This is a genomic window from Ligilactobacillus ceti DSM 22408 (genome assembly GCF_000423245.1).
GTDB lineage: Bacteria > Bacillota > Bacilli > Lactobacillales > Lactobacillaceae > Ligilactobacillus > Ligilactobacillus ceti.
In genome coordinates this window covers 16077-41929 of the sequence record NZ_AUHP01000015.1, presented here as the reverse complement: position 1 = coordinate 41929, position 25853 = coordinate 16077, and the positions used below count along the sequence as shown (strand labels likewise).

The window sequence follows — 25853 nt, the reverse complement described above, 5'->3', positions numbered from 1 at the left end:
TTAGTAAAAAAGGATGCTAGTTTGAAAATGTATTACAATTTTGTAACAAAAGATGTATAATGAACTTCCTTGGCAGGGGCCTGAACAATTTGTTCAGCAAAAAATAAAAAGACACGCAATTTTTAAATTGCGTGTCTTTTTTTAATGATATTGATTAAAAATTTTGTTTTTCGCTAAAGCTAAACCATAAATGCTAGCTTCAATTGCAGTAATAAAGAAGCTGACAGGCCAATCGGTTAAATAACTTAAATAAAGACCTAACCAAATTCCGACTAAGACAAAAATAAATGTTAAACCGATCATTTTAGCTAATGAATGGCCAAAATATTTTGCAGCTGAGGCAGGAATTGTTAATAAAACGAAAATCAAAAGGGCACCAATAATTTGAGCAGTAATGCTGACGGTTAAAGCTAACATTACTAGGAAAATAATGGAAATTAATTTATTGTGTTGTTGATTGAATTCAGAACCTTGTGTATCAAATGAGTTATAAGCTAATTTTCTGAATAAGGTAAAACATAAAATTAGTAAAATTAAACTTAATCCGACTAAAGTATATAAATTGTTTTGATCAATCCCAACAATACTCCCGAATAAAATGCTAGTAGCGTAATTAGCTTGTTTGTCAGAAAGTGATAAGAAAAGAATCCCTAAACCTAAAAAGATTCCTGAAAAAACACTAATAGATGCTTCACGACGGCCGATTTTTTCGCCCGATAAGCCAATGAAAAGCGCGCTAGCGAAAGTGAATAACAACATACCAGTTAATGGTTGGAAACCAGCATACACACCAAAAGCAGCTCCAGAAAAGCCGATTTCAGATAAGGTATGTGTGAAAAATGATGTTGAACGCGCAACAACGAAGACACCCATAAAACTAGCGATTAAAGCAATGAAGATTCCGGCGATGAAGGCATAACGCATAAAATCATAAGCGAACATTATTTAGCCTCCTTTTGAATTAATTTTCCATGTTTATTCGCTAATTGTAATTCATAATCAGCGTATTTTTCGATTAATTCATGGTCATGAGAAATGAAAATAACGGTCAAATTACGTTTAGGAATTAATTCTTTTAAAAGTTGTAATAATTCATGTTTTGATTTTTGATCTAAGTTAGCTGTGACTTCATCTAAAATCAATAATTTAGGTGCAGCACATAAAGCTTGTGCTAAATAGGCCCGTTGTTTTTCCCCACCAGAAGCTTTACCTAAAGGTTGTTGTTTGATTTTTGTTAAGTTTGTTTCAGCTAAAATTTCTTGTAATTGTTGACGATGTGTTTTGGTTAACCAAGGAATTAAAGTTTGTTTAAAACCAAGACTGACAAAACTTTTAATATCTAAAGGATAATCGTCATCAATATTGCGTAATTGAGGTACATATTGAATTTCTTGGGGTGTTAAATTAATTTGTACATGTGATGAGGGGCGTTTTAAAGAATTCAATAAATACTTCATTAAAGTTGTTTTTCCGGCGCCATTTTCCCCAGTGATACATGTTAATTGATGGGCTGGAATTGTAAATGATAAGTCATCAAATAAGACTTTATTAGGAACTTCTAAATGTAAGTTCTTGACTGTTAAAATGCTGTCCATTGAGTTGTAGTCAGTAAGTAGGACTACTTTTTCACTTCCTTCTATATAACAAGGTTATTTTTGTAAATCTAAAATTTGTTGATCTTGGTCAACCATCCAAGATACATAAGTTTTTCCTTTCGGAATTGTTTCAGTAACTTGAATGACAGGGACATTACTTTCATGGCAAAGTTTAACTAAATTATGAATAACTTTACTATCACTTTGTGTATTTTCAACAAAGAAGGCAATTTTTTTGTTTTTGATGTCATCTTGTAAATGTTTTAAATCACGATAAGATGGATCGTTACCTTCTGCAGTTGCTTTGGCAAAATGTTTATTGATGATTTGATATCCCATGTTTTCTAAAGCATAGTCAAAAACGGGTTCGCTGACAGCGACTTTATTATTTTGTTTTTGAGATTTGATTTTTTGAATTATGTTATCTAAAGGAGCTAAATCTTTAATGTATTTAGCTGCATTTTTCTTAAAATCAGCTTGATATTTTGGTAATAATTTACCGTAAGTTTTAGCTAAGTAGTTAGCTGTTTTGACCATAGTAGCACTATCATACCAGAGATGTTCGTTGTCACCAACTTTTTTATGCATCACATCAGCGGCAATATTGACAGATTTTTTCGGATTTAATTTTTTGACCCAAGAATCATAGCCTAAACCGTTATATACTACTAAGTCACTATTGTGAACTTTTTTAGCAGTTCCTGTTGTAGGTTCGAAATCATGGGGATCAAGACTACCTTTGATTAACACTGTTACATCACCATGTTTGCCTAAAACAGCTTTGGCAACTTGGCCATAGACATTAGTAGTAGCGGTAACTTGGAGTTTATTAGTAGATTTTGTTTTTTGGTCATCTTTTTTACAACCAGTTAAAATTAATACAATAGCTAGACCAGATAAGACTAAAGTTATAAGTTTAGAATGTTTTTTAAACACGTTATACACCTCGAAATAATTTAATTTTTAATTTTATATTTTCTTGTTAAATTGTAATGATTACTTTTTACATATTATACATTGAAAAAAAGCCTGTCAAGTCTCAATTTTATGGAAAAAAACCTATTACGCTTTAGCTCAGCAGATAGTCTAGAAAAGACGTGTAGATTTATTTTTTTATTACGATTTAAAAAATTTAACAACACGCTAAAAAAAGCTTGATTTTCAAGGAGTTTACTTGTATTTCAGCACTAAATAGCATAAACTATAAACAGCGTGTGAAACAATGTTAATTGACTATTGTTTCACAAAAATAATTTAAATAATTACGAGGAAAAATATGACACCTGAGAAATTTAGAGCTTTATTAGCGGAAAAAGGAATTGTTTTATCTGATTATCAAATGGAACAATTTGCTACATATTATGAATTTTTAGTAGCAACTAACGAAAATGTAAACTTAACAGCAATTACTGATCGTGATGAAGTTTATTTAAAACATTTTTACGATTCACTTTTACCAGCATTTGAATATCAAGCATTACAAACAGAAGCGTTAAATTTATGTGATGTGGGAGCTGGGGCTGGTTTTCCATCAATTCCTTTAAAAATTGCTTTTCCAAATTTAAAAGTGACGATTGTCGATTCTTTAAATAAACGGATTACATTTTTAAATGAATTAGCAGATAAATTAGCATTAACAGATGTTCATTTTTATCATGCACGTGCAGAAGAATTTGCGAAAAAAGGTAGCCCTTATCGTGAAAGTTTCGATCTTGTGACAGCTCGAGCAGTAGCGCGTTTATCTGTGTTAGCTGAATTTTGTTTACCATTAGTTAAAATTGGTGGCGATTTTGTTGCTTTGAAAGCTCAAAAAACACAAGAAGAATTATCTGATGGTAAATATGCAATTGCATTGTTGGGCGGAAAAGTTATTTCTGATACAGAATTGACTTTACCTGAAGTCGGTGATGAACGTCACATTGTGGTAGTTGCTAAGAAAAAACCAACACCAAATAAATATCCTCGTAAAGCGGGGACACCAACGAAAAAACCATTAATTAAGAAATAAATTTAGTTTGCAAAGGAGGAAATTAAAAGTGGCCTGGTCATTTTTTAAAGGTAACAAAAACGAAGAAGTAACAACTAATGAACAAAGTAAAGTTCAAGAACTACCTTTGTCACAAATTATTCCTAATCAATATCAACCACGGCGCGTTTTCAGTGATGAAAGTATTAAAGAATTAGCTGATACAATTGATAAACATGGATTATTGCAACCGATTATTGTACGTCGTGCTCAAGGCGAAACGACTCAATATGAAATTATTGCGGGTGAACGTCGTTTTAGAGCGATTACTAGTTTGAAATGGGAAAATATTCCAGCAATTATTAAGGAAATGGATGATACACAAGCAGCTTCTTTAGCAGTTATTGAAAATTTACAACGTGAAGGGTTAACAGCGATTGAAGAAGCTCAAGCATATCAAAACTTAATGGACTTAAATCAAATGACACAAGTCGAATTAGGTCGTGCTATTGGAAAGAGTCAGTCTTTTGTAGCGAATAAGATGCGTCTTTTGAAATTAGCTCCAGCTGTGCAACGTGTGATGTTAAAACGTAAAATTAGTGAACGTCATGGTCGCTGTTTAGTAGGCTTACCTGATGCACAACAGGTCGAAATTATGAAAGAAATTATTGCCAAAAACCTTTCAGTTAAAGAGACTGAAGCTGTTGTGAAGGAAATTAAAAATACTAAGAAAAAACCAACTAAAAAAACACCGAAAAAGAAAAAGGTTGTTCAAGGTAAAGCGAAAGACACACGTTTAGCCGTTAATACAATTAAAAAATCACTTAAATTAATTACGGATAATGGTTTTGAAGTGAAAACAACTGAAGAAAAACATCCTGAATTCCATCGTATTATTATTGATATTCCAATTGAAAAACCAGCTGAGAAGAAAACACCAGCTAAAAAAGTAACGAAAAAGAAAGCAGCACCGAAAAAAGCGACTGCGAAAAAGACTGTTAAGAAAAGTGATCAATAGGAAGGAAGTTTAAAATGGGAAAGGTAATTTCATTAGCTAACCAAAAAGGCGGTGTTGGTAAAACAACAACGAGTGTAAATTTAGGTGCGAGTTTAGCTGAACTAGGTCAAAAAGTTTTATTAATCGATGCTGATGCCCAAGGAAATGCTACAAGCGGAACTGGTATTCGTAAAGCAGAGATTGAACAAGATATTTATGATGTTTTAGTTAATGATGTTCCATTAAAAGAAACAATTAAAACCACGGAACGTGAAAATTTTGATATTGTACCGGCAACCATTCAACTTTCAGGTGCTGAAATTGAATTAACATCACAAATGGCACGGGAAAAACGCCTATATAATGCGGTCAATAGTGTTCGTGATGAATATGATTATATTTTAATTGATTGCCCACCTTCTTTAGGGTTATTAACAATCAATGCCTTTACAGCTAGTGATTCAATTTTAATACCCGTGCAAGCTGAATATTATGCTTTAGAAGGATTAAGTCAATTAATGAATACCATTAAATTGGTTCAAAAATATTTTAATCGTAATTTAGCGATTGAAGGTGTTTTAATGACAATGTTAGATGCGCGGACTAACTTAGGAAATCAAGTTGTTGCTGAAGTGCAAAACTATTTTAAAGATAAAGTTTATCAAACAGTTATTCCACGAAATGTTCGTTTGTCAGAAGCACCTAGTCATGGGAAACCAATTATTGATTATGATCCAAAATCAAAAGGTGCCCAAACTTATCTAGCATTAGCCAAGGAGGTTTTAGCTGCCAATGAATAAGAAAAAAGACGCTTTAGGTCGTGGATTGGATGCTTTTTTCCCAGGGGAAATGTTAAATGAAGAAGTTTCAGATAATGAAGTTGTCGTGGAATTAGCATTAGCTGACATTCGCCCAAATCCATATCAACCACGAAAAACATTTTCTCCCGAAGCTTTAGCTGAATTAGCCGCTTCAATTGAAAAACAAGGTGTATTTCAACCGATTATTGTCCGGCAATCAAGCATTAAAGGTTATGAATTAATTGCTGGTGAAAGACGTTTTCGTGCTTCTAAATTAGCTGGTAAGACACAAATTCCAGCGATTGTCCGTGAATTTGATGAAGAAAGCATGATGGAAATTGCTATTTTAGAAAATTTACAAAGGGAAGATTTAACACCGTTAGAAGAAGCTCAAGCTTACAATAGTTTGATGGAAAACTTACATTTAACACAAGCAGAAGTTTCACAACGCTTAGGTAAATCACGTCCATATATTGCTAATTATTTACGTTTATTAAGTTTACCAACAGCTGTAAAACAAATGTTGCAAAGTGAAAAGTTATCAATGGGTCAAGCGAGAACATTGTTAGCTTTAAAAGATAAGAGCAAGATTATTCCTTTAGCAGAAAAAACAGTTGCCGAAAATTTAACAGTTCGTAATTTAGAACAATTAGTGCAAAAATTAAATGGTGATGTAGCGCCAACTAAGAAGAAAAAGAAAACAACACAAAATCCTTATTATCGCCAAAGTGAAAAAATTTTATCAGAAAAGTTTGGGACAAAAGTTGCAGTGAAAGCTAATGCGAAAACTGGTAAAGGTAAAATTGAAATTGATTATTTATCAACTGCTGACTTTAATCGAATTTTAGAAATTTTGGAAATAAATTTAGATTAAATAAGGAGAAATGATGACAATGTACGACTTAAATGATATTGTTGAAATGAAAAAACCTCATGCTTGTGGAACCAATCGTTGGGAAATTATTCGCATGGGGATGGATATTAAAATTAAATGTTGTGAATGTTCACATATTGTAATGTTGAAAAGACGTGATTTCGATAAGAAATTAGTCAAAGTTATTGAACATGCAAAGCAAGAACAACACGACAAAAACTAAACACAGAAAGAGGAATTATACAGATGGCATTAACAGCAGGTATTGTTGGTTTACCAAACGTTGGTAAATCAACATTATTTAACGCAATTACAAAAGCAGGAGCGGAAATGGCAAACTATCCATTTGCGACAATCGATCCAAACGTTGGGATGGTTGAAGTTCCTGATGCACGTTTGCAACGTATTTCAGAAATTGTAACAACTAAAAAAATTATTCCTACAACATTTGAATTTACAGATATTGCCGGAATCGTAAAAGGTGCCAGCAAAGGTGAAGGTTTAGGGAATAAATTCTTAGCTAATATTCGTCAAGTAGATGCGATTGTGCATGTGGTCCGTGCTTTTGATGATGAAAATATTACACACGTTTCTAATAAAGTTGATCCTTTAGATGATATGGCTACAATTAACTTGGAATTGATTTTAGCTGATTTAGAATCAGTTAATAAACGTTATGCACGTGTGCAAAAATTAGCACGTAATAAAGATAAAGATGCTTTAGCTGAATTAGCTGTTTTAGAAAAAATTAAACCAGTTTTAGAAGATGAAAAACCTGTGCGGATGTTAGAATTTAACGAAGCAGAACAAAAAATTGTTAAAGGTATGTTCTTATTAACAGCTAAACCAATGTTATATGTAGCTAATATTGCTGAAGAAGATATGGCTGATCCAACAGCTTGTGAATATTTCAATCAAATTAAAGAACATGCTAATGCAGAAGGTAGTGAAGCTTTAGCTGTATCTGCGCGTATGGAAGAAGAAATTGCAACTTTAGATGAAGAAGATAAGCAAGAATTCTTAGAAGCTGCTGGTGTCACAGAATCAGGTTTAGACCGATTAATTCGTGCATCTTATAAATTATTAGGTTTAGCAACATTCTTCACAGCTGGTGAAAAAGAAACACGGGCTTGGACATTTAAAGCTGGTATGAAAGCACCACAAACAGCAGGTGTTATTCACTCTGACTTTGAACGTGGTTTTATTCGTGCAGAGACTGTTTCCTATGAAGATTTAGATCAGTATGGTAGTATGCAAGCAGTGAAAGAAGCTGGTCGTTTACGTTCTGAAGGGAAAGAATATGTTGTCCAAGATGGCGACATTATGGAATTCTTATTCAACGTATAATTCAAGGTCAAGTAGATAGGGGTTAAGATTGTGTCAGAAGAACAAACATTAAGAGAGAAAAATAAACAAGCTGCAGTGAAACAAAAAGAATTACGCTCTGTAGCTAAAAAAGAAAGTGCCATGGAACGTGTGAGTCATTTAGATGGTTTAACAAAACGGAATGAAGAATACATGTATAATTTGATGAAAGCTTTAGATGGAATTAATTATGATCCAGAAAAGAAAGCTGCAATCGTCCAAGAAATGGTTACTGAATTAAAAGAAAAACAAAAGCAAGGTATTACAGCTAATAAATTGTACGGAACTGTTAAAGAAAGAATTGAAATGATTCAAAACGGTCCTAAAATTGAAAAAGAAAAACAGAGCCAAAGTTTTTGGGTAGTAGCATTAGATAACTTTTTAATGATGATGATTTTATTTAGTGTTATGTATGGTATTTTAGGATTCTTTGATTTAGGACAAGCTGCTAGTGGTGGGATTGTTACATTAGTCTTAGTTGCAGTTGTGACGGGTCTTAGTTTAGCATACTTCTATAAAGTATCTGCAAAACGTAAAAAAGATTGGGTTCGGATTGTAATTACAATGATTGAAATCGTTGCTGCTTGGTTATTAACATTTGGCTTGATTTCATATATTCCTGATTCAATTAACATTGTCTTGAATCACTATGTTTACCTTGTATTAGGTATTGCTTTATTCGGTGTTCGTTACTACTTGAAAGATCGTTTAGGGTTCAAACGTTTTCCACTTTAAATCATAAAATAAAAGAGTTGCTAGTTTTACTAGCAACTCTTTTTTGTTTTAGTTATTAAAAAAAGCCGATTAGTTATTAATAACTAATCGGCTTTAATGTTTTATTGATTTTTTAAGTTGTCGTCTTTTTCTTTACGAGAAGCTCTTGTTGTATGATAAATCTTTCTTTGAACAAGATACGTATCTTTGTGTAAAGCAATAAATAATGGAGAAGTTTCTTCGACTACATTACTAAATTCAAGACCAAACCAATCAACTGGCGAAGCAGTGATATTTTGTAAGAAGATCCGTGATGCAATTAAGCGACGATCAGCAGTCTTAATTGGACTGTTAGATAAGTCAGCTGGTTCTTCTGTGATAATGATGAACTTGAAGCCACCAACTTTTCTGTTCTTCATAGTTGAGTATTTAGGATTTTGAGGTTCCAAAATACCTTGGCTTGTTAATTGATCAATGATTTGATGGAGGTAAACACTAACGCTTTGAGTTCTTCTGAAACCTAAGTAAAGTTGAACATTGACAATGTTGTTTGTACCCATCATATCAACTGTATACGTACTTTCAAATGGTTCATCTGTTTCATTAACAGTTACGAACCAGTAGACTTTAGCCCGTTTAGGACCTTTATCTAAAATGGAGTACATAGTATTTCGTTTGATTTCATAATCATTTTTGATTTTAGTCATATAAACAACGTTTGTTGAGTAAAGTGGAATAGTTTCATCTTGACTTAAAGCTTCTAATTGATCGCAATAATCAAGTAATGATACATATTCACTGTCACCTTCATATGATTCCCGGCGTTTATTACCGAAGTACCAAATGTACATTACGGCTAAAATTACAAATAAGATTAAACATGTTACATAACCACCATGAACGAATTTAGCGATACTTGCAAGGAAGAATACTGATTCAATCATGAAGAAGAAGGCTGCGATAATAAAGGCCACAACTCGGTTGAGTTTCATGGCGATATATTCGAATAACAAGAGTGTTGTCATTAACATAGTAATAGTAATAGCTAACCCGTAGGCTGCTTCCATATGTTCAGAACTTCTAAAGAACCAAACTACACCTAATGTAATAATACATAAGAGCCAGTTAACAGTTCCGATATAAATTTGATTTTTAACATTACTTGGGTGTTTAATAACCATTTTTGGTAAGAATTTCAAACCAATCGCTTCACTAACTAAAGTATATGAACCTGTAATTAAAGCTTGAGAAGCAATAATGGCTGCCATAGCTGCAATCGCAATGGCTGGTAAACGCCAAGCGTCAGGTAACATGGAATAGAAAGGATTAACACCTTGAGATGATGCGAATTGTGCATCGTGGGCATGGGTAATCATCCAAGCACCTTGACCTAAGTAGTTTAAGATTAATGCGGCATAGACAAATGGCCATGTAGCATAGATATTCTTTTTACCAACGTGACCCATATCAGAATAAAGAGCTTCGGCACCGGTTGTCGCAAGGAAAACCCCACCTAAAATAAAAATACCAGCTTTATTGTATGGACTCACAAGTAACATAATTGCATGGTGTGGTAATAATGCTGAGAAAACTTGTGGATAGGCAGAAATATTAATAATCCCACCAACTGCTAAGAAACCAAACCATAAAATCATAATTGGACCAAATGAGCGTCCGATGACCCCTGTCCCGAATCTTTGAACCATAAATAAGATTAATAAGATAATGGTAACAATGATAAGGACGGTACCTTGGTTGTGACTAAATGAGAAAGGACCAAACTGTTGACCTTTCAAACCTTCAATCGCCGAAGTAACCGTTACGGCAGGTGTTAATGTACCATCAGCTAAAAGTGCAGCCCCACCAATTAAGGCTGGAATTACAAGCCATTTAGCACGATGTCGGACTAAAGCATACAGCGCGAAAATCCCACCTTCATTGTGGTTATCGGCTTGCATGGCAATAATGACGTATTTAATCGTTGTTACGAGCATTAAAGTCCAGAAAATCAAAGAAATTGAGCCAATTACATATTCAGGTGTTGTGTTTTGTAAGCCACCTGCATAGTTAATAATGGCATTCATTGTATAAAGGGGTGATGTCCCGATATCGCCATAAACAATACCTAAACTGACAAGCATCCCCGCAAAAGAAATTCTTTTGAGAGCTTTAGCATCCATATATTAGATACCCTCCAATTAGTATTTGAAATGTTAAGTAATAGTTAAGACTATTCAATTTCAAGTATATTATTCTAAATGTGAAAATACAAGTTATATTCACGGGTTAATAAGTTCAGTAAATTAAAGAACGGAAATGCTTTCAGAGTAATAAAAAAGTTGCTTAACAAAAAGTAAGCAACTTGGTGTTTTATTCGCTTTGTTTGCGGGTTAATTTTGTTTGGTAAGAACCATCTTCGACTTGAAGATAATCGATTTTAATAGTGTCGGTATTATTTTGAGCAATAATTTTAATTTCTTGAATCGTGAGAGGCTTTTCTTTGGTGTTAAGTGAAAGGCCGTTAATTGCGACGATATTTTGGGTAGGATCGTCAGTAATTGAAATATGGATTTGTTGTTCTTGTGCTTCTTTTTTAGCGAGTAGATTAGTTAACAGATCAATTTCAGTTTGTTGGTTTTCAATAATAGTTGCCCATTGATAGCGGCTGGCACTATCGATTTTTCTTTGGAGTTTTTTAATTCTTTTTTCTGCCCGGACGTTAATTGCGTAATCATTTTCGGCGTCAATCCGATCACGTTCGGCTTGGCGATTTTGGCTCATCATAATAATCGGAGCTTGCACAGCGGCCACACAACTTAAAAAGAGATTCAGTAAAATAAAAGGGTAAGGATCGAAATTAATGCCAAAGAGATGAACAACATTGACCGTCATCCATAAAATTAAAACAACACAGAAAATAATAATAAAAGCCCAACTCCCGCCAAATTTTGCCACATGATCGGCGACTTGTTGCCCGAAAGTTTCTTTTTGTTCTAACGTGTTATTGGTATTTTCGATTGGGGTATCTAAATCCAATTGATTTTGTTTTTTCTTTTTAGTGACTTTAGTTGGATGTGTTAATTTTTTTAGAGTTTTCATAGGAAAGCTCCCCCCCTTTTAGAGTATAAGATAAATTACATAGCATAGAATATACTCATCAAAACAAAAAAGCTACTAATATATAGTAAAAAACTATTAAAAAAACCAACTTCACAAGTGTTGTGAAGTTGGTTATGAGATTTTGTTTTAAATAACGGGACGATCAGCTCTTTTTGGCATTAAAGTATTGAAATCATATGTTGCTAATTGTTCTAAGCCATCTTTGCTAGCGTCGAAATAAGCTGTTAAACCTTGAGAAATCATGAGGTTTAATTCTTTTTCAGGGTCAAATTGAACAACTGCTACAGGTGTGTTGCAGCCATAAGCTAACCCGACTTCAAATGCTGTACCAGAATCCATTTCGTTATGTTTAGATTCTTCCATTTTGTAATCAGCAATAGCTACCATAATATCAGCTTGGTAAATATGGTTAACATCTAATTTGAAGACATCCACTTGCCAAGGTAAACTACCAAATTCTTCATCAGCGTAAGGGTGTTCTTCAGGTACGAAAATGCCATTTGAATTAATTGTAGGGTTTTTAAGTAGGGCTTCTTTAACAGCTTTTGTTCTTTCTCTTTGTTGATCGCTAAAGAAAGGCCCAGCGAGATAAACTTTATTCATGTGAAAGCTCCTTTGAGTTTGATTACTATATATAGTATATCAATCATGATTAACATACAAGATATTTGAAATAATTCTTTATTTTTTTGTCAAAGACGAGTATCATTAATCAAGTAACTTAAAAAATCTTTAAAGTAGCAATTACAAAACTTGAAAGATTAATAAGAATAAAGATAACTCAGGCGTCAGCCTAAATTATAGTGAAAGGATGCTTCTACCATTTTGATTACACTATCAGGAATTATCGGTTCTGGAAAATCTAGCTTAACAAAAATTTTAGCTGAAGAACTCGATACAAACGCATACTACGAACCAGTTAAGGACAATCCAGTTCTCCCACTTTTTTATCAGGGGAATGAAATGGCTGCCAAAAGAAGAGCAGCCGGCGATCAGGATGCTACTAATCCATACGCTTATTTATTACAAACATACTTTTTGAATCGTCGTTTTGCGATGATCAAACAAGCAATGGTTGATGATAATAATATTTTAGACCGTTCTATTTATGAAGATGAAATTTTTATGCGCATGAATACCGAAATGGGTAATGCGACACAAGTTGAATATGATATTTATAAGAGCTTGTTAGCTAACATGATGGAAGAACTTCCTTTAGCAGCACATAAAAAATCACCCGACTTAATGATTATGATCAAGGTTTCTTATGAAACAATGTTGTCACGGATTGCGAAACGCGGTCGTGATTATGAACAAGTTGAAAAGGATCCAACATTAGAAGATTATTATCAACGTTTATTGGGTCATTATGATTCATGGCTTGGCGAATATGATGCTTCACCATTATTAGTTATTGATGGAGATCGTTATGATTTCATGAGTAACAAAGCTGATCGGGTAGCTGTTTTAGAAGAAATTGAAACTAAGTTATATGAATTAGGTAATATTTCTTTAGAACAATTAAATACATTAAAACAACAACATCAAGCATATTTAGCTGAATAAAAAGTTAAAACCTCTTCAATTTTTGAAGAGGTTTTTTTATGTTAGAATGAAATAGTAAATCAATAAATTTTTAAGAAGGTGAAGACAGTTAAAGATTATGAATTAAATCCAGAAAAAAGTTATCAAAAACATATTAATAAGATTATGTGGATTACTGTTATATATATGTTTGTATTTCAAGGTGTGACCGGCTTGGCCATGTGGGGGCTACGTTCATTACATTTAGGGAATGGAAGTTTAGATGGTCTGCCTTATTTTATTAGTTGTTTTTTAGGTGGATTAGTTATTTATAGTTCATCGACACCATTACAGTGGAAAAGTTATTTTAAAACTGGTAAGCAAAAGATGAACATCGAATCGTTTGCGAAGTTTGCGTTATTTACTTTAGCGATTCAATTTTTTACCGGTTTTTATACGATGATTTTAAATTATGTCATGCAGTTATTTGGAATATCGATTTTAGGTCAAGTTAAAAGTGCGAGTGCAGGTGATAAAACATTTACTTTAATGATTTACGCTATTGTGATTGCACCTTTATTAGAAGAATTAGTCTTTCGGGGCTATGTTTTCCGAAATTTAGAAAAGTATAATCTCAAGTTAGCCGCAGTTGTATCAGCATTTTTATTTGGAATTTATCATATGAATGTAGTGCAAATTCCGTTTGCGTTTTTAATGGGACTTCTTTTAGCGTATATTGCTTATAATTATGGGTTTAAATGGGCAGTCCTTTTTCATATGTTTAATAATGGTGTGATTGGTGAGTTGGTACAGTTATTGAACAATAATTGGATTCAATTTAGTTTGGTAGTTTTACAAATTTTTGCTTGTTTTTATGCTATTCGATATTTTGTTGTTAATTATGACAAAATCAAAGCTTGGTTACATGCCAACAGAATCCCTAAAGGTTACTTAAAGAAAGCTTTTTTAAATTTACCATGTATTTTTATTATTGTTGTATCGTTAGTTTTAACATATATGACTCTCAATTAAGGGAAATACTTGCAGTTTTAAAAAGTAAAGGCTATCATTTAAGTAGATAGATAAAAAGCGACTTAGGAGTGATATGTTATGGAGAATGTCTACAAAAAAGTTTTAGTGTGTATCGATGGTTCAAAAGGATCCGATCGGGCTTTACGCGATGCGGTGGATGTTGTTAAGTATTCAGAATCACATTTAGATATTTTACGTGTTTTAGATATTAATACATTAGAATATGCTGGTGCCGGATTATCTTTAAATACTGATCATATTATGGAAATTGAAGCAGCTAATAAAGAATACATGCTTGATATCCGTAAAAAAGTTATTGAAGAATATGGTTTAGAAGCTGATCAAGTAGATGTTCATTTACGCTTTGGTAATCCAAAAGTTATTATTGTGGAAGAATTCCAACCAGAACATCAAAATGATTTAATTGTTATTGGTTCAACAGGTAAGAATTTTGTTGAAAGAGTTGTTGTGGGATCAGTTGCTTCACATATTATTAAAGTCGCAAATTGTGACGTTTTAGTTTCTAAAAAAACTGATAAAGAATAAATTATAAAAAATAAAACGCTTATGCTTAGATTTTACTAAGTATAAGCGTTTTTGATTTTTATTTAATCAACTTTTACAATCCAACCTTCAGGAGCTGGGATATCTCCAAATTGAATTCCGAGTAATTCATTATAAAGTTTTGTAGTAATAGGACCGACTTCAGTTTCGCTATAGAAGGTATGGAAGTGGTCACCGATTTGAAAACCGCCGATTGGTGAAATAACTGCTGCTGTTCCACAAGCGCCAGCTTCAGCAAAGTTATCTAATTGATCAATATAAATATCACCTTGTTTAACATCTAAGCCTAAACGTTCTTTGGCTAAGTATAATAAGGAATATTTTGTAATTGATGGTAAGATTGAATCTGATTTTGGAGTTACAAAACAGTTGTCTTTTGTAATACCAAAGAAATTAGCTGCACCAACTTCTTCTAATTTACGATGTTCAATTGGATCAAGGTAAATGCAATCTGAAAAACCTTGTTGTTTAGCTAAATGACCGGGAAGAAGTGAAGCGGCATAGTTACCGCCGACTTTAGCTTGTCCTGTACCACGATGGGCAGCACGATCATAATCAGAGACTAAGAAGTTAGTAGGTGTGAGTCCACCTTTGAAATAATTACCAACTGGTGTTGCGAAAACAGAGAATAAATATTCTTCAGCTGGATGTACACCGACATTATCACCAATCCCAATTAAGTAAGGACGTAAATATAAAGAACAGCCTGTTCCATAAGGTGGTAAGTATGCTTCGTTTGCTTTAACAACTTGTTTTAACGCATCAACAAACATTTCAGTAGGAACTTGTGGCATTAATAAGCGATCAGCACTTTTTTGCATTCTTTTGGCATTTTCTTCGGGACGGAATAAATTAATACTGCCGTCTTTACAACGATAAGCTTTTAAACCTTCGAAAGCTTGTTGACCATAATGTAAACTAGTTGAACCTTCACTGATCGTAATTTGTGAGTTAGTTTCTAGTTGACCTGGATGCCATTGACCATCTTTATAATATGCACGATAGCGGTAAGGTAGGTCAATATAGCCAAAACCTAAATTATCCCAATCAAGTTGGACTTGTTTTTTATCTGACATTTGCTAGACTCCTTTATAAATTCTTAATAATTTCAAAGTTCTCTTTCTGTTGATATTATACAGTTTATTATTAAATAATTAAATAACTATTCTTGAGATGATGGATTTGTGTATTGAATGAAATAAATATTGACACTCTAAAAGTAAACGTTTACAATATTCACATGTAAGGGAAAATGATTAACTATATTTTGAGACGGTATAGTTTAATTGTTTCCATTTAAGTAATGAGGTTCGGGTACAACACTTAAGACGATTAATGAATTTTAATAACCTTTTTTGCTGTTAAAGCAAAAAAGCATACTAAGACCAGGTAGTTGTTATTGATGATATTATGTCTTAGATTTAGACCGTAAATGAGTAAGCCGACTAGAGTAATGTGTTGTCGATCTCAAAAAAACTTAATACCTTATCTCCTTTGAAAAATACAAAAAAATCCTGACTGTTAAGAGCAGCAGGATTTTTTTGTGTTAAAATTTAATTTTGAAAGCAGCTTTTTTTACTTTTTTGATGTAAAAGATGTAAAAAATGTCTATTTTTTGGTAGTATGCAATAAGAATCTAAAAAAGATAAATGAAAATTTAAGCGGAGTGTCGAAAGTTGAAAACAAAAAATAAATTATTATCCGGAGCCTTTTGGATGATGTTAGGCAATATTTTATCCCGTGTTTTAGGGATTGTCTATTTAATTCCTTGGTTAATTATGATCGGAAGTCCGGAAAAACAAAATGCAGCACAAGCAATTTTTAATGCTGCTTATACACCATATGCTTTGTTCTTATCATTAGGGACGGCAGGTTTTCCAACGGCTATTGCAAGACAAGTGGCTGGATATAATGGTCAAAATAAATTTAAAAATAGTTTACGTGTTTTAAAAGTTGCTTTAGGCTTTATGTTATTTACAGGACTGACTTGTGGGATTGTTTTGTATGTGACAGCGCCAGCAATTGCGAAAAGTAGTGCAGTTGTATCTAGTGAAGTGGCAACAACAGCGATTCGGGTGATGGTTCCTACACTTGTGATTTTGCCACCAATGAGTTTGATTCGAGGTTTTTATTTAGGTAATAATGATACAAAACCATTTGCGGTTTCTCAATTATGGGAACAATTAGTGCGGGTCTTATTTATTTTAAGTATGACTTATTTCATTATTTATATGCAAAATGGTAGTTATATTAAAGCTGTTAATTATAGTACATTTGCCACATTTGTAGGGGCAATTGCGAGTTATTTATATTTGATTTACTATGCATTTCGTAAATTACCAGAATATAAAAAACGATATCAAGAAAGTTTGCCAGTTGATAATCATCAATTAGGCCATGTTTTTAGCGGGATTATTAAGGATGCTTTACCATTTATTTATATTGGATCAGCAGTTACGATTTATCAATTTATTGATCAAATTACCTTTAAAAGTATTATTGTGGGCTTGACCGGGATGGATAAATTACAAGCGCAAAATCTTTATACTTATTTTTCTGCTAATCCGAATAAAATTACGACAGTAGTTGTCTCTTTAACAATTGCGATTGCGGCTACATCATTACCTTTATTAGCGGAACAAAGTAAAGTTGGCAATAAAGGTTATATTCGTAAATTAATCGTCCAAAATATGGAATTAATGTTAGTTACATTATTACCATGTGCGTTATTGTTAGCTGTTTTAGCTTGGGAAGTCAATGGGGTGTTCTTCCCATTTAATGTTCAAGGTGCTAATTTAATGGCATTAGCTTTAGTATGTAGTATTGCTTTGGCGTTGTTTTCTGATTTGTTTATGGTGTCACAATCGTTGGGACATCATCGGTTAGCTGTGAAAATGTTAACTGTCGGTATTGTGCTTAAGTTGACTTTACAAGTACCGTTAACATATTTCTTCTCCGCCTATGGTACGATTTTAGCTACAGCTATTTCTTTTGGTTTAATTACTTTAGTTGTGTTTGCGTATTTACGGAGAAATTATCTCGGACGCGGACAATTAGGTTATGGTTTAATGATTATTTTGTTGAATATTTTTGTTGGTGGTTTAGCGTTCTTAACTCGTGCTGGTTTGGATTTAGTTTATATACCAGAAACTAAAATTACAGCATTCATATATGCGGCGATTTTTGGCTTGAGTTTTTTGGCGTTATATATTTTAATGTTAGAAAAATTTGGTTTGTTAGATCGAATCTTTGGCTTTAGTTTGCCAGTTATTGGTAAGAAAAAACGATCCAAGGCCACACAAAATCCAATTGACAATTCTCAAGATTAAAAGTATATTTATAGTAATCATTCTTATCTTAATTGATAAAGTAGTCAAAGTGCTTTATTCACGTTTTTATTGTATTATTGTATGATGAAGGCGTGGAGTAGGCGCTTTTTTTGTGCTCAAAAGGAGGCAGCGGAAAAATGGCAATGGAAACAACGGAATTTGATACAATTGCAGCAATTGCAACACCACCAGGTGAAGGTGCAATTTCCATCATTCGGATGAGTGGTGAAGAGGCAATTGAATTAGCGAATAATTTATTTAAAGGTAAAGATTTAACCAAAGTTGAGAGTCATACGATTAATTATGGTCATATATATGATCCTAAAACTAACGAAGAACTAGATGAAGTTTTAGTTTCTGTTCTAAAAGCACCCCGAACATTTACTTGTGAAGATACAGTTGAAATTAACTGTCACGGTGGGATTGTTGCGACAAATCGTGTGTTACAAGTAATTTTAGCCAATGGATCACGTTTAGCTGAACCTGGAGAGTTTACCAAACGGGCCTTTTTACATGGTCGGATTGATTTAGCGCAAGCCGAGTCAGTGATGGATTTGATTCGGGCGAAAACAGATCGTTCTATGCAAGTTGCATTAAGCCAATTAGATGGTAATTTATCACAAATGATTACCAAATTACGTCAAGAAATCTTAAATGTTTTAGCGCAAGTGGAAGTTAATATTGATTATCCTGAATATGATGATGTCGAAACAATGACTACACAATTATTGAAAGATAAAGCAACTGAAGTAGCCGGTAAAATTCAAATTTTATTAGATACTGCGATGCAAGGGAAAGTTTTACGAGAAGGTTTAGCGACAGCCATTATTGGACGTCCGAATGTCGGAAAATCTAGTCTTTTAAATTATTTATTACATGAAGATAAAGCAATCGTAACGGATATTGCGGGGACAACCCGAGATATTATTGAAGAATATGTGAATGTTCGTGGCGTACCTTTGAAATTAATTGATACAGCTGGGATTCGTGAAACTGAAGACAAAGTGGAAAAAATCGGTGTGGAACGCTCGAAAAAAGCTATCGAACAAGCTGATTTTGTATTATTAGTTTTAAATAGTAGTGAACCATTAACTAAAGAAGATCGCGAATTATTTAAAGCAACGGAAGGTAAAAAACGTTTAGTAATCTTGAATAAAACGGATTTACCAACCAAATTAGATTTAGCAGAAATTGAAACAATGATTCCTAAAGAATTAATTTTGGCAACATCTGTTTTAACAACTGATGGAATGGTTGCTTTAGAAAAACGAATTGCACAATTGTTCTTTGCGGAAGGAATTGAAAATTCGCAAAATACTGTGATGGTTACAAATGCCCGTCATATTAGTTTATTACAACGTGCATTAACTTGTTTAGAAACAGTTTTAGAAAGTATCGAGTTGGGAATGCCGGTCGATCTTTGTCAAATTGATATGACAACAGCTTGGGAATTATTAGGAGAAATTACTGGCGATTCTTACCAAGATGAATTATTAGATCAATTATTTGGTCAATTCTGTTTAGGAAAATAAACCAAAATATTGGTCAAAACAGCATAAGAGTGCTAATTTAAAAAAGAAATTTTAAAACAAATGTGAGGAACAAAAACAAAATGAAAGAATCTGTGGGAAAACAATATACGGCCCAAGACTATGATGTTGTAGTTGTTGGTGCTGGTCATGCGGGTTGTGAAGCAGCTTTAGCAGCAGCACGGATGGGGCAAAAAACACTTTTAGTCACAATTAATTTAGAAATGGTAGCTTTTATGCCATGTAATCCTTCAATTGGTGGTCCAGCCAAAGGGATTGTTGTACGTGAAGTCGACGCTTTAGGCGGTGAAATGGGTAAAAATATTGATAAAACTTATATCCAAATGCGTATGTTAAATACTGGTAAAGGTCCAGCTGTTAGAGCGTTACGTGCTCAAGCTGATAAACATCAATATTCAGCTGAAATGAAACACACTTTAGAAAATCAACCTAATTTAACATTAAGACAAGCGATTGTGGATGATTTAATTGTTGAAGATGGTGTTGTGAAAGGTGTAATTACTAATACTGGTGCGCGTTATGGTGCGAAAGCTGTTGTCTTAACAACAGGAACATCAGCTCGTGGGAAAATTATTATCGGGGAATTAATGTATTCATCCGGTCCCAACAATACGAAAGCAGCCGTTGAATTATCAAAGAATTTAGAACGATTAGGTTTTGAATTGAAACGCTTTAAAACAGGGACACCACCACGTGTGGATGGAAATACAATTGATCGTGATAAAACGGAAGAACAACCAGGGGATGTCGTACCAAATCATTTTAGTTATACAACAAGTGATGATCAATATGTTCCTTTGGATCAACAAATGTCATGTTGGTTAACTTATACAAATGATAAAACACATGAAATTATTAATACGAACCTTCATCGGGCACCAATGTTTTCAGGTGTGATTGAAGGTGTAGGGCCTCGTTATTGTCCGTCAATTGAAGATAAGATTATTCGTTTTGCGGATAAACCACGTCATCAATTGTTTATTGAACCAGAAGGCCGAGATACAGAAGAATATTATGTACAAGGACTTTCTACCTCAATGCCTGAAGATGTACAACAAGAAATGGTTCATTCTGTTCCTGGTTTAGAAAATGCTGATATGATGCGTCCAGGTTATGCGATTGAATATGATGTTGTTTCACCATATCAATTACGACCAACTTTAGAAACTAAATTAGTTTCTGGTTTATATACAGCAGGTCAAACTAATGGTACATCAGGTTATGAAGAAGCAGCAGGTCAAGGTTTAATTGCAGGGATTAATGCTGCACGTCATGTTCAAGGTCAAGAAGAAATCATTTTACAAAGAAGTGATGCTTATATTGGCGTTATGATCGATGATTTAGTTACAAAAGGTACAAATGAACCATATCGTTTATTAACATCAAGAGCAGAATATCGTTTGATTTTACGTCATGACAATGCTGATTTACGTTTAAGTGATTTAGGTCATGAAATTGGTTTGTTACCCGATGAAGAATATCAAAACTTCCAAACTAAACGTGAGATTATTAAAGCTGAACAAGAACGTTTATCAAAAATTCGGATTAAACCAAATGATGCTATTAATGCTTATTTAGCAGAACATGGCGATAATCCATTGAAAGATGGCGTGTTGGCTAGTGAATTCTTACGTCGGCCTTATGTCACATATCAAGATTTGATGCAATTTATTCCTGCACCAGAACAACCATTGGATCATCGTGTTGAAGAACAAGTTGAAATTCAATATAAATATGCGGGATATATTAAAAAAGCGCTAGAAAAAGTTGAAAAATTAAAACGAATGGAAGCTAAAAAGATTCCTGATCGGATTGATTATGCGGCCATTGAAGGTTTAGCAACAGAAGCTCAACAAAAATTAAGCAAGATTCAACCAGAAACATTAGCTCAAGCGAGCCGGATCAGTGGAGTTAACCCAGCTGATATGGCAATCTTGGCAATTTATATTGAACAAGGTAAAGTAGCACGTTTACCTAAAGATTAAATTAGAAACAGAATCTCAAATATGAGATTCTGTTTTTTTAAACGGCAAAGTCTAGCTAAAAACGTTGTAATAGCGTAAGATTATCCATGAATATAAAAGATGAAGAATATATAAGGAAGGTTAGTATGCAAGTTAGTGAGAAACGCCGATTTTTAAAAGATGTAGCTCGAGGAGCATTTGGGTCAGTAGGGTTATCGATTTATTTGTTGGCGGATACATTTTTCGTTTCTAAAAAATTGGGTATTTTAGGCGTTACTGTTATGAATTTAACGATGCCGTTATTTAATGTAATTGAAGGTCTGGGATTATTGTTAGGGATGGGTGGTGCGACATTATTTGTAATTGATCGTATTCAAAATCCAAAAAATTCTCAAAAGATATTTGGACAAATTTTTAAGATCGGTTTAGCCTTAGGTATTTTCTTTATGCTGATTGGCCTATTTTGTCCAGAAAAAGTGGCCCGTCTGTTAGGCGCTAATGATTTAGTTTTAGATATGACTTTGGATTATACACGAGTAATTTTAATCGGTGGTCCCGCGTTTGTTTTGAATAATTTTTTTGTTAGTTTTGTTCGCAATGATCGTGATACATTTTTAGCGATGTTGGCCTTATTAGTTTCCAGTTTATGGAATGTCTTTGCTGATTGGCTTTTTGTCTGGCATTGGGGAATGGGAATGTTTGGTGCTGGTGTAGCAACTGTTTCAGCACCAGTTGTGAGCATTTTAATTATGTCAGCTCATTGGTTTAATGGTAAAAACACTTTACGGTTCAAGAGTGGCTTACCTAATTTGGCTAATTTGAAAGCTAGTATCTCATTAGGGTTGCCAGCTTTTTTAATGGAAATGAGTAATGGGATTACAATCTTTATTTTTAATTGGGTTATTTTATGGATTACAAATGATTATGTAGTAGCAGCTTATGGAATTGTCACGAATGTCTTGTTAGTTGCATTGGCGTTGTTTACGGGTACTGCTCAAGGGACGCAACCGTTTGTGAGTCATGAATATGCTAAAAGGAATTTCAAAAAATTAACACAGGCATTAAGGTTAGCTATGCGCGTTGCTTTAGGAATTGCAGTAGTTTTATATGGTTTATCGGTTGTTTTTCGTGGCGAAATTATAGCAGTTTTTAATGAACAAAATAATTTGTATGTAGCTAAATTAGCGAGCCAAGCGATGATCTTAGTGTTATTGAGTCTTTTCTTTGCAGCTATTAATAATCAGATTATTATCTTTTTAGCTGCAGCAGATGCTACCAAACAAAGTATTGCGTTAGTCTTAATTCGGGGATATTTATTGATTTGGTTAGTCTTACCGTTTATGGCTTGGAAATTTCATTTGATTGGTGTGTGGTTAAGTTTACCAATTATTGAATTATTAGCGATGTTGTTAGGATTTGTCTTAGTGAGACGAATTAAACAAGTTACCCGACAAAAATATCAGAATGTAAAAAAGAATCTAATTATTGAAAGTGAGGAGGTTTGAGAATGGAAACGACAGAAACAAATGAATTTCAAAGTCGCTTGCAACGACGGCAAGCCTTAAAAAAAGAGCACCAAAAGAATAAAAAAAGTAGTGTTGCACCGATGATTTGGTTGGGCATTATGTTAATGATAGGTATGTTAGGTTTAGCTTTGAAACAGACTTTATTTTCGGCTGAATATATTTCTAAACAAATTGTTAGTCCCAATATTGTGCAACAAATTTCGAGCGAAGTAACACAAACGATTGATGATTATGCAAAACAATTGGGTGTGCCGGCTGAACTTACCGAAAATTTGATTAATCAAAAAGAGTTGAAAAGTGATATTGGTGTAGTAATTGTTAATATTTATAATGATCAAAGTGATTTGTTATCAGGTACAAAAGTTCAAAAAACAATTTCACAACGTATTGAAGAAAATGCCAAAGCTCAACATATTTCATTGCAGAGTGAAGATTATTTAAGTTTTAAATCAACTTTACTTCATCAAATTAATAGTACGTTAAAACAAAAGACGCAATCACCCGAAATTCTGCAAATGCAAAAAATCTTTCATTTATGGCAAAAAACAACACAAATTAGTTTGATTGTTGCTGGTATTGGAATTGTTATTTTTAGTGTGCAAATTATTTTACGAGAATATACATGGGTGAAACGATTGAAGATGTTAGGGTTTGCAGCTTGTTGGAGTGGCTTGAGTTTTTATTGGTTAGTGACCTTAGTTGCTAAATTATATCAAGAACACGCCATCACTTCACAAAATCCTGATGTTAATAGTTTGATTATTGATTTAAGTCAAAAAGTTTTTATGCAAATGAAATTCAATGGTGTACTCGGTTTAATTTTAGCGATTGTTTTAATTTTAATTAGTTTTACATTACGGCGATTTGGTAATGAAACACAAAATAAACAAATCCCAAAAGCTGCTGAACAAATCATTGAAGAAGTAGAAAAGGAAGAATAGATGAAACTGACTTGGCAAAAAAAAGATCATAAGCAAATTACTGTCCAAAAGTTTTTATTAGCTCAAGGAATTAGTCAACGGTTAATCAAAACAATGAAAAAAGGTGTGGGGACAGTGTATTTGGAACAAAAACAAGTCCCTTTGAATACAGTAATTAAGCAACCAGTCGCAGTTACGTTAGAATTACCACCAGAAAAAGCGGATGAAAATGTGCCACCAAGTTCAGAACCTTTAGAAATTTATTATGAAGATTCTAATTGGTTAGTAGTCAATAAGCCAGCTGGGGTGACTAGTGTTCCAGGACCAAGTGATCGTCAAGATACGATGGTTAATCGCGTTAAAGGGTATTTACTACAACAAGGTGCGACTGATTTAGTTCCCCATGTGATTACTCGTTTAGATCGCTTTACAAGTGGTGTGATGTTGATTGCTAAACACCGTGTAGCTCAAGGTTTATTAACAACTACAGCTGCTCAAAAACAAATTCATAAAGAATATTATGCTTTGGTTAGTGGAGAATTAATTGAAAAAACAGCACTTATCGATGCTCCTTTAGGACGTAAAGAGAATAGTTATGCTTATGAAATTCAATCAGATGGTAAAAATGCTCAAACTAAATATCAAGTGGTGCAAGATTATCAAGATCAAGGTGCATTAGTACAAGTACAATTGCTAACTGGGCGGACACATCAAATTAGAGCTCATTTTACATCATTAGGTCATCCTTTATATGGTGATGAATTATATCAAGGTCCACAAACGATTATTCAACGCCAAGCTTTACATGCCTATAAGTTGCAGTTTGTTGATCCTTTTACGAAAACCGAATTGCAATTTATAAGTGAATTGCCTGCGGATTTTAAAGCTGCCTTGGCGCAATTGGATGCTCGAAAAAGGGTTTAAAAAGCCGTTTGGATTTTGTTATAATTATAAGATAAGAAAAGATAGGGATAACCAAAAAGAATTGAGGTGGCAAAATGACTCCTAAAAAAGAAGATTATTTAAAAATCATTTTCGAATTAGGTGGCAAAGATCAAAAAGTTTCAAATAAAAAAATCGCCCACGGGTTGAATATTGCAGCTGGCTCAGTTACTGAAATGGTTGGAAAATTAGTTAAAGATGGTTTAGTTGAACATACTCCTTATTCTGGAACGAAGTTAACACCGGCCGGAACAGAAATCGCAGAACGTTTAGTGCGTCGTCATCGGTTATGGGAAACTTTTTTAATGACTAAGTTAGGTTATAAATTATCCGAAGTTCATGATGATGCGGAAGTTTTAGAACATGGAACAAGTGAAATTTTAATTGATCGGTTAGATGCATTTTTGGGATATCCAACAAAATGTCCGCACGGTGGCATTATCCCGAAAAAAGATGGTAGTTATGCTGAGGGTAGTCAACAAATGTTAGCTCAAGCTCAAGAAAATGAAGTTTTAATTATTGATCGATTTATAGATAATCAGGAACTTTTAAACTATATTGATGAGCTTGATTTGCAAATTGGAAACCGGGTTAAAGTCTTGAAGAAAGCGCCTTTTGAAGGTCCAATCACTTTAGAAAATTTAACAACTAATGAGGTTAAACAAATCGGATATAAAGCCGGTCATTATATATTTGTAAAATAAAATTGTACAAGTGCTATTTTGTGTGCTATACTAAGTATTGTATTTTGGTATGGGTTATTGTGGTTAGGATGTTTCAACGGAACACCTTCATTAAGTACCAATCAGAATTACAACTAAAGAAGTACTAATGAATTAGTACTAAGGAGGATGTTCAATATGGAACAAGGTACAGTAAAATGGTTTAACGCAGATAAAGGTTTTGGTTTTATTACACGTCAAGACGGTAGTGACGTTTTCGTTCACTTCTCAGCAATCCAAGGTGACGGTTTCAAAACTTTAGATGAAGGTCAAGCAGTTTCTTTCGACGTAGAAGAAAGCGACCGTGGACCACAAGCAGTTAACGTTGTTAAAGGCTAATCACATTTTT

The 25853-nt window shown here is 33.5% G+C and carries 25 protein-coding genes; 18 read left to right on the top strand and 7 right to left on the bottom strand.

All coding sequences use genetic code 11. The features are described 5' to 3' along the window. Positions 1–141: 141 nt before the first annotated feature. From G540_RS0101970 to G540_RS0101960, 3 genes are read right to left on the bottom strand one after another with little or no spacing between them, the layout of a single operon-like run. Entirely contained in the window at positions 142–942 is an 801-nt protein-coding gene (locus G540_RS0101970; RefSeq protein ID WP_027106651.1) for a metal ABC transporter permease, read from the bottom strand. After that, complete coding sequence (locus G540_RS0101965; protein ID WP_027106650.1) at positions 942–1595, bottom strand: metal ABC transporter ATP-binding protein; 654 nt, start codon at positions 1593–1595, stop codon at positions 942–944. The genes G540_RS0101970 and G540_RS0101965 overlap by 1 nt, the downstream gene beginning before the upstream one ends. A gap of 54 nt (positions 1596–1649) precedes the next feature. Then, positions 1650–2480, bottom strand: a complete 831-nt coding sequence (locus tag G540_RS0101960; protein ID WP_420865043.1) for a metal ABC transporter solute-binding protein, Zn/Mn family — start codon at positions 2478–2480, stop codon at positions 1650–1652. 391 nt (positions 2481–2871) lie between these two features. On the opposite strand from G540_RS0101960, the gene rsmG reads away from it, so the two are divergent. The 7 genes from rsmG to G540_RS0101925 are packed head-to-tail and all read left to right on the top strand — an operon-like array spanning position 2872 to position 8332. Continuing rightward, complete coding sequence (gene rsmG / locus G540_RS0101955; protein ID WP_027106648.1) at positions 2872–3603, top strand: 16S rRNA (guanine(527)-N(7))-methyltransferase RsmG; 732 nt, start codon at positions 2872–2874, stop codon at positions 3601–3603. 28 nt (positions 3604–3631) lie between these two features. Then, positions 3632–4579, top strand: a complete 948-nt coding sequence (gene noc, locus G540_RS06870; protein WP_081653523.1) for a nucleoid occlusion protein — start codon at positions 3632–3634, stop codon at positions 4577–4579. Positions 4580–4593: 14 nt separating this feature from the next. Further along, positions 4594–5358 (top strand): ParA family protein, encoded by a 765-nt coding sequence (locus G540_RS0101945; RefSeq protein ID WP_027106647.1) that lies wholly within the window; start codon positions 4594–4596, stop codon positions 5356–5358. Further along, a complete protein-coding gene (locus G540_RS0101940) occupies positions 5351–6232 on the top strand; it encodes a ParB/RepB/Spo0J family partition protein (RefSeq protein WP_027106646.1) in 882 nt (293 codons plus the stop codon). Before G540_RS0101945 ends, G540_RS0101940 begins: the two co-directional genes overlap by 8 nt. 19 nt (positions 6233–6251) lie before the next feature. Further along, positions 6252–6455 (top strand): DUF951 domain-containing protein, encoded by a 204-nt coding sequence (locus G540_RS0101935; protein ID WP_027106645.1) that lies wholly within the window; start codon positions 6252–6254, stop codon positions 6453–6455. Between the two features lie 23 nt (positions 6456–6478). Further along, positions 6479–7579: a redox-regulated ATPase YchF gene (gene ychF / locus G540_RS0101930; RefSeq protein WP_027106644.1), complete on the top strand. Its 1101-nt coding sequence runs from the start codon at positions 6479–6481 to the stop codon at positions 7577–7579. Positions 7580–7609: 30 nt separating this feature from the next. Continuing rightward, a complete protein-coding gene (locus tag G540_RS0101925) occupies positions 7610–8332 on the top strand; it encodes a DUF1129 family protein (protein WP_027106643.1) in 723 nt (240 codons plus the stop codon). Positions 8333–8433: 101 nt separating this feature from the next. Here G540_RS0101925 and G540_RS0101920 read toward each other — a convergent pair whose 3' ends face one another. From G540_RS0101920 to G540_RS0101910, 3 genes are all read right to left on the bottom strand, one after another. Further along, entirely contained in the window at positions 8434–10491 is a 2058-nt protein-coding gene (locus G540_RS0101920; protein WP_027106642.1) for a KUP/HAK/KT family potassium transporter, read from the bottom strand. A gap of 190 nt (positions 10492–10681) precedes the next feature. Further along, complete coding sequence (locus tag G540_RS07220) at positions 10682–11410, bottom strand: DUF1003 domain-containing protein (protein WP_051188922.1); 729 nt, start codon at positions 11408–11410, stop codon at positions 10682–10684. 147 nt (positions 11411–11557) lie between these two features. Then, on the bottom strand, positions 11558–12034 hold the full coding sequence (locus G540_RS0101910) for a nucleoside 2-deoxyribosyltransferase (protein WP_027106641.1): 477 nt from the start codon (positions 12032–12034) through the stop codon (positions 11558–11560). Positions 12035–12256: 222 nt separating this feature from the next. Here G540_RS0101910 and G540_RS0101905 point away from each other — a divergent pair, with 222 nt between their 5' ends. The 3 genes from G540_RS0101905 (at position 12257) to G540_RS0101895 (ending at position 14533) form a co-directional block, all read left to right on the top strand. Continuing rightward, on the top strand, positions 12257–12997 hold the full coding sequence (locus G540_RS0101905) for a deoxynucleoside kinase (protein ID WP_027106640.1): 741 nt from the start codon (positions 12257–12259) through the stop codon (positions 12995–12997). A gap of 78 nt (positions 12998–13075) precedes the next feature. Beyond that, complete coding sequence (locus G540_RS07215) at positions 13076–13987, top strand: CPBP family intramembrane glutamic endopeptidase (RefSeq protein ID WP_027106639.1); 912 nt, start codon at positions 13076–13078, stop codon at positions 13985–13987. A gap of 78 nt (positions 13988–14065) precedes the next feature. Next, positions 14066–14533: a universal stress protein gene (locus G540_RS0101895; protein WP_027106638.1), complete on the top strand. Its 468-nt coding sequence runs from the start codon at positions 14066–14068 to the stop codon at positions 14531–14533. 62 nt (positions 14534–14595) lie between these two features. On the opposite strand, the gene G540_RS0101890 is transcribed toward G540_RS0101895, so the two are convergent. Further along, entirely contained in the window at positions 14596–15627 is a 1032-nt protein-coding gene (locus G540_RS0101890) for a branched-chain amino acid aminotransferase (RefSeq protein ID WP_027106637.1), read from the bottom strand. A 600-nt stretch (positions 15628–16227) separates the two neighbouring features. Between G540_RS0101890 and G540_RS0101880 the strand changes: the two genes are divergently transcribed. The 8 genes from G540_RS0101880 to G540_RS0101845 all read left to right on the top strand — a co-directional run bounded on the left by G540_RS0101880 (position 16228) and on the right by G540_RS0101845 (position 25843). Beyond that, complete coding sequence (locus tag G540_RS0101880) at positions 16228–17880, top strand: putative polysaccharide biosynthesis protein (RefSeq protein WP_235807539.1); 1653 nt, start codon at positions 16228–16230, stop codon at positions 17878–17880. Between the two features lie 137 nt (positions 17881–18017). Then, the gene (mnmE, locus tag G540_RS0101875) at positions 18018–19412 is read left to right on the top strand and encodes a tRNA uridine-5-carboxymethylaminomethyl(34) synthesis GTPase MnmE (RefSeq protein WP_027106635.1); all 1395 of its coding nucleotides are present in this window, start codon (positions 18018–18020) and stop codon (positions 19410–19412) included. Positions 19413–19492: 80 nt separating this feature from the next. Further along, entirely contained in the window at positions 19493–21415 is a 1923-nt protein-coding gene (gene mnmG / locus G540_RS0101870; protein ID WP_027106634.1) for a tRNA uridine-5-carboxymethylaminomethyl(34) synthesis enzyme MnmG, read from the top strand. Between the two features lie 125 nt (positions 21416–21540). Continuing rightward, positions 21541–22899: an MATE family efflux transporter gene (locus G540_RS0101865; protein ID WP_035463503.1), complete on the top strand. Its 1359-nt coding sequence runs from the start codon at positions 21541–21543 to the stop codon at positions 22897–22899. A 2-nt stretch (positions 22900–22901) separates the two neighbouring features. Then, positions 22902–23861: a hypothetical protein gene (locus G540_RS0101860; protein ID WP_027106632.1), complete on the top strand. Its 960-nt coding sequence runs from the start codon at positions 22902–22904 to the stop codon at positions 23859–23861. Further along, on the top strand, positions 23862–24764 hold the full coding sequence (locus G540_RS0101855) for an RluA family pseudouridine synthase (protein WP_027106631.1): 903 nt from the start codon (positions 23862–23864) through the stop codon (positions 24762–24764). Positions 24765–24838: 74 nt separating this feature from the next. Next, positions 24839–25486 carry a metal-dependent transcriptional regulator gene (locus G540_RS0101850; RefSeq protein ID WP_027106630.1) on the top strand — a complete coding sequence of 216 codons (648 nt, stop codon included), beginning with the start codon at positions 24839–24841 and terminating at the stop codon, positions 25484–25486. A gap of 156 nt (positions 25487–25642) precedes the next feature. Beyond that, on the top strand, positions 25643–25843 hold the full coding sequence (locus G540_RS0101845; protein WP_027106629.1) for a cold-shock protein: 201 nt from the start codon (positions 25643–25645) through the stop codon (positions 25841–25843). The last annotated feature ends 10 nt before the right edge of the window (positions 25844–25853 follow it).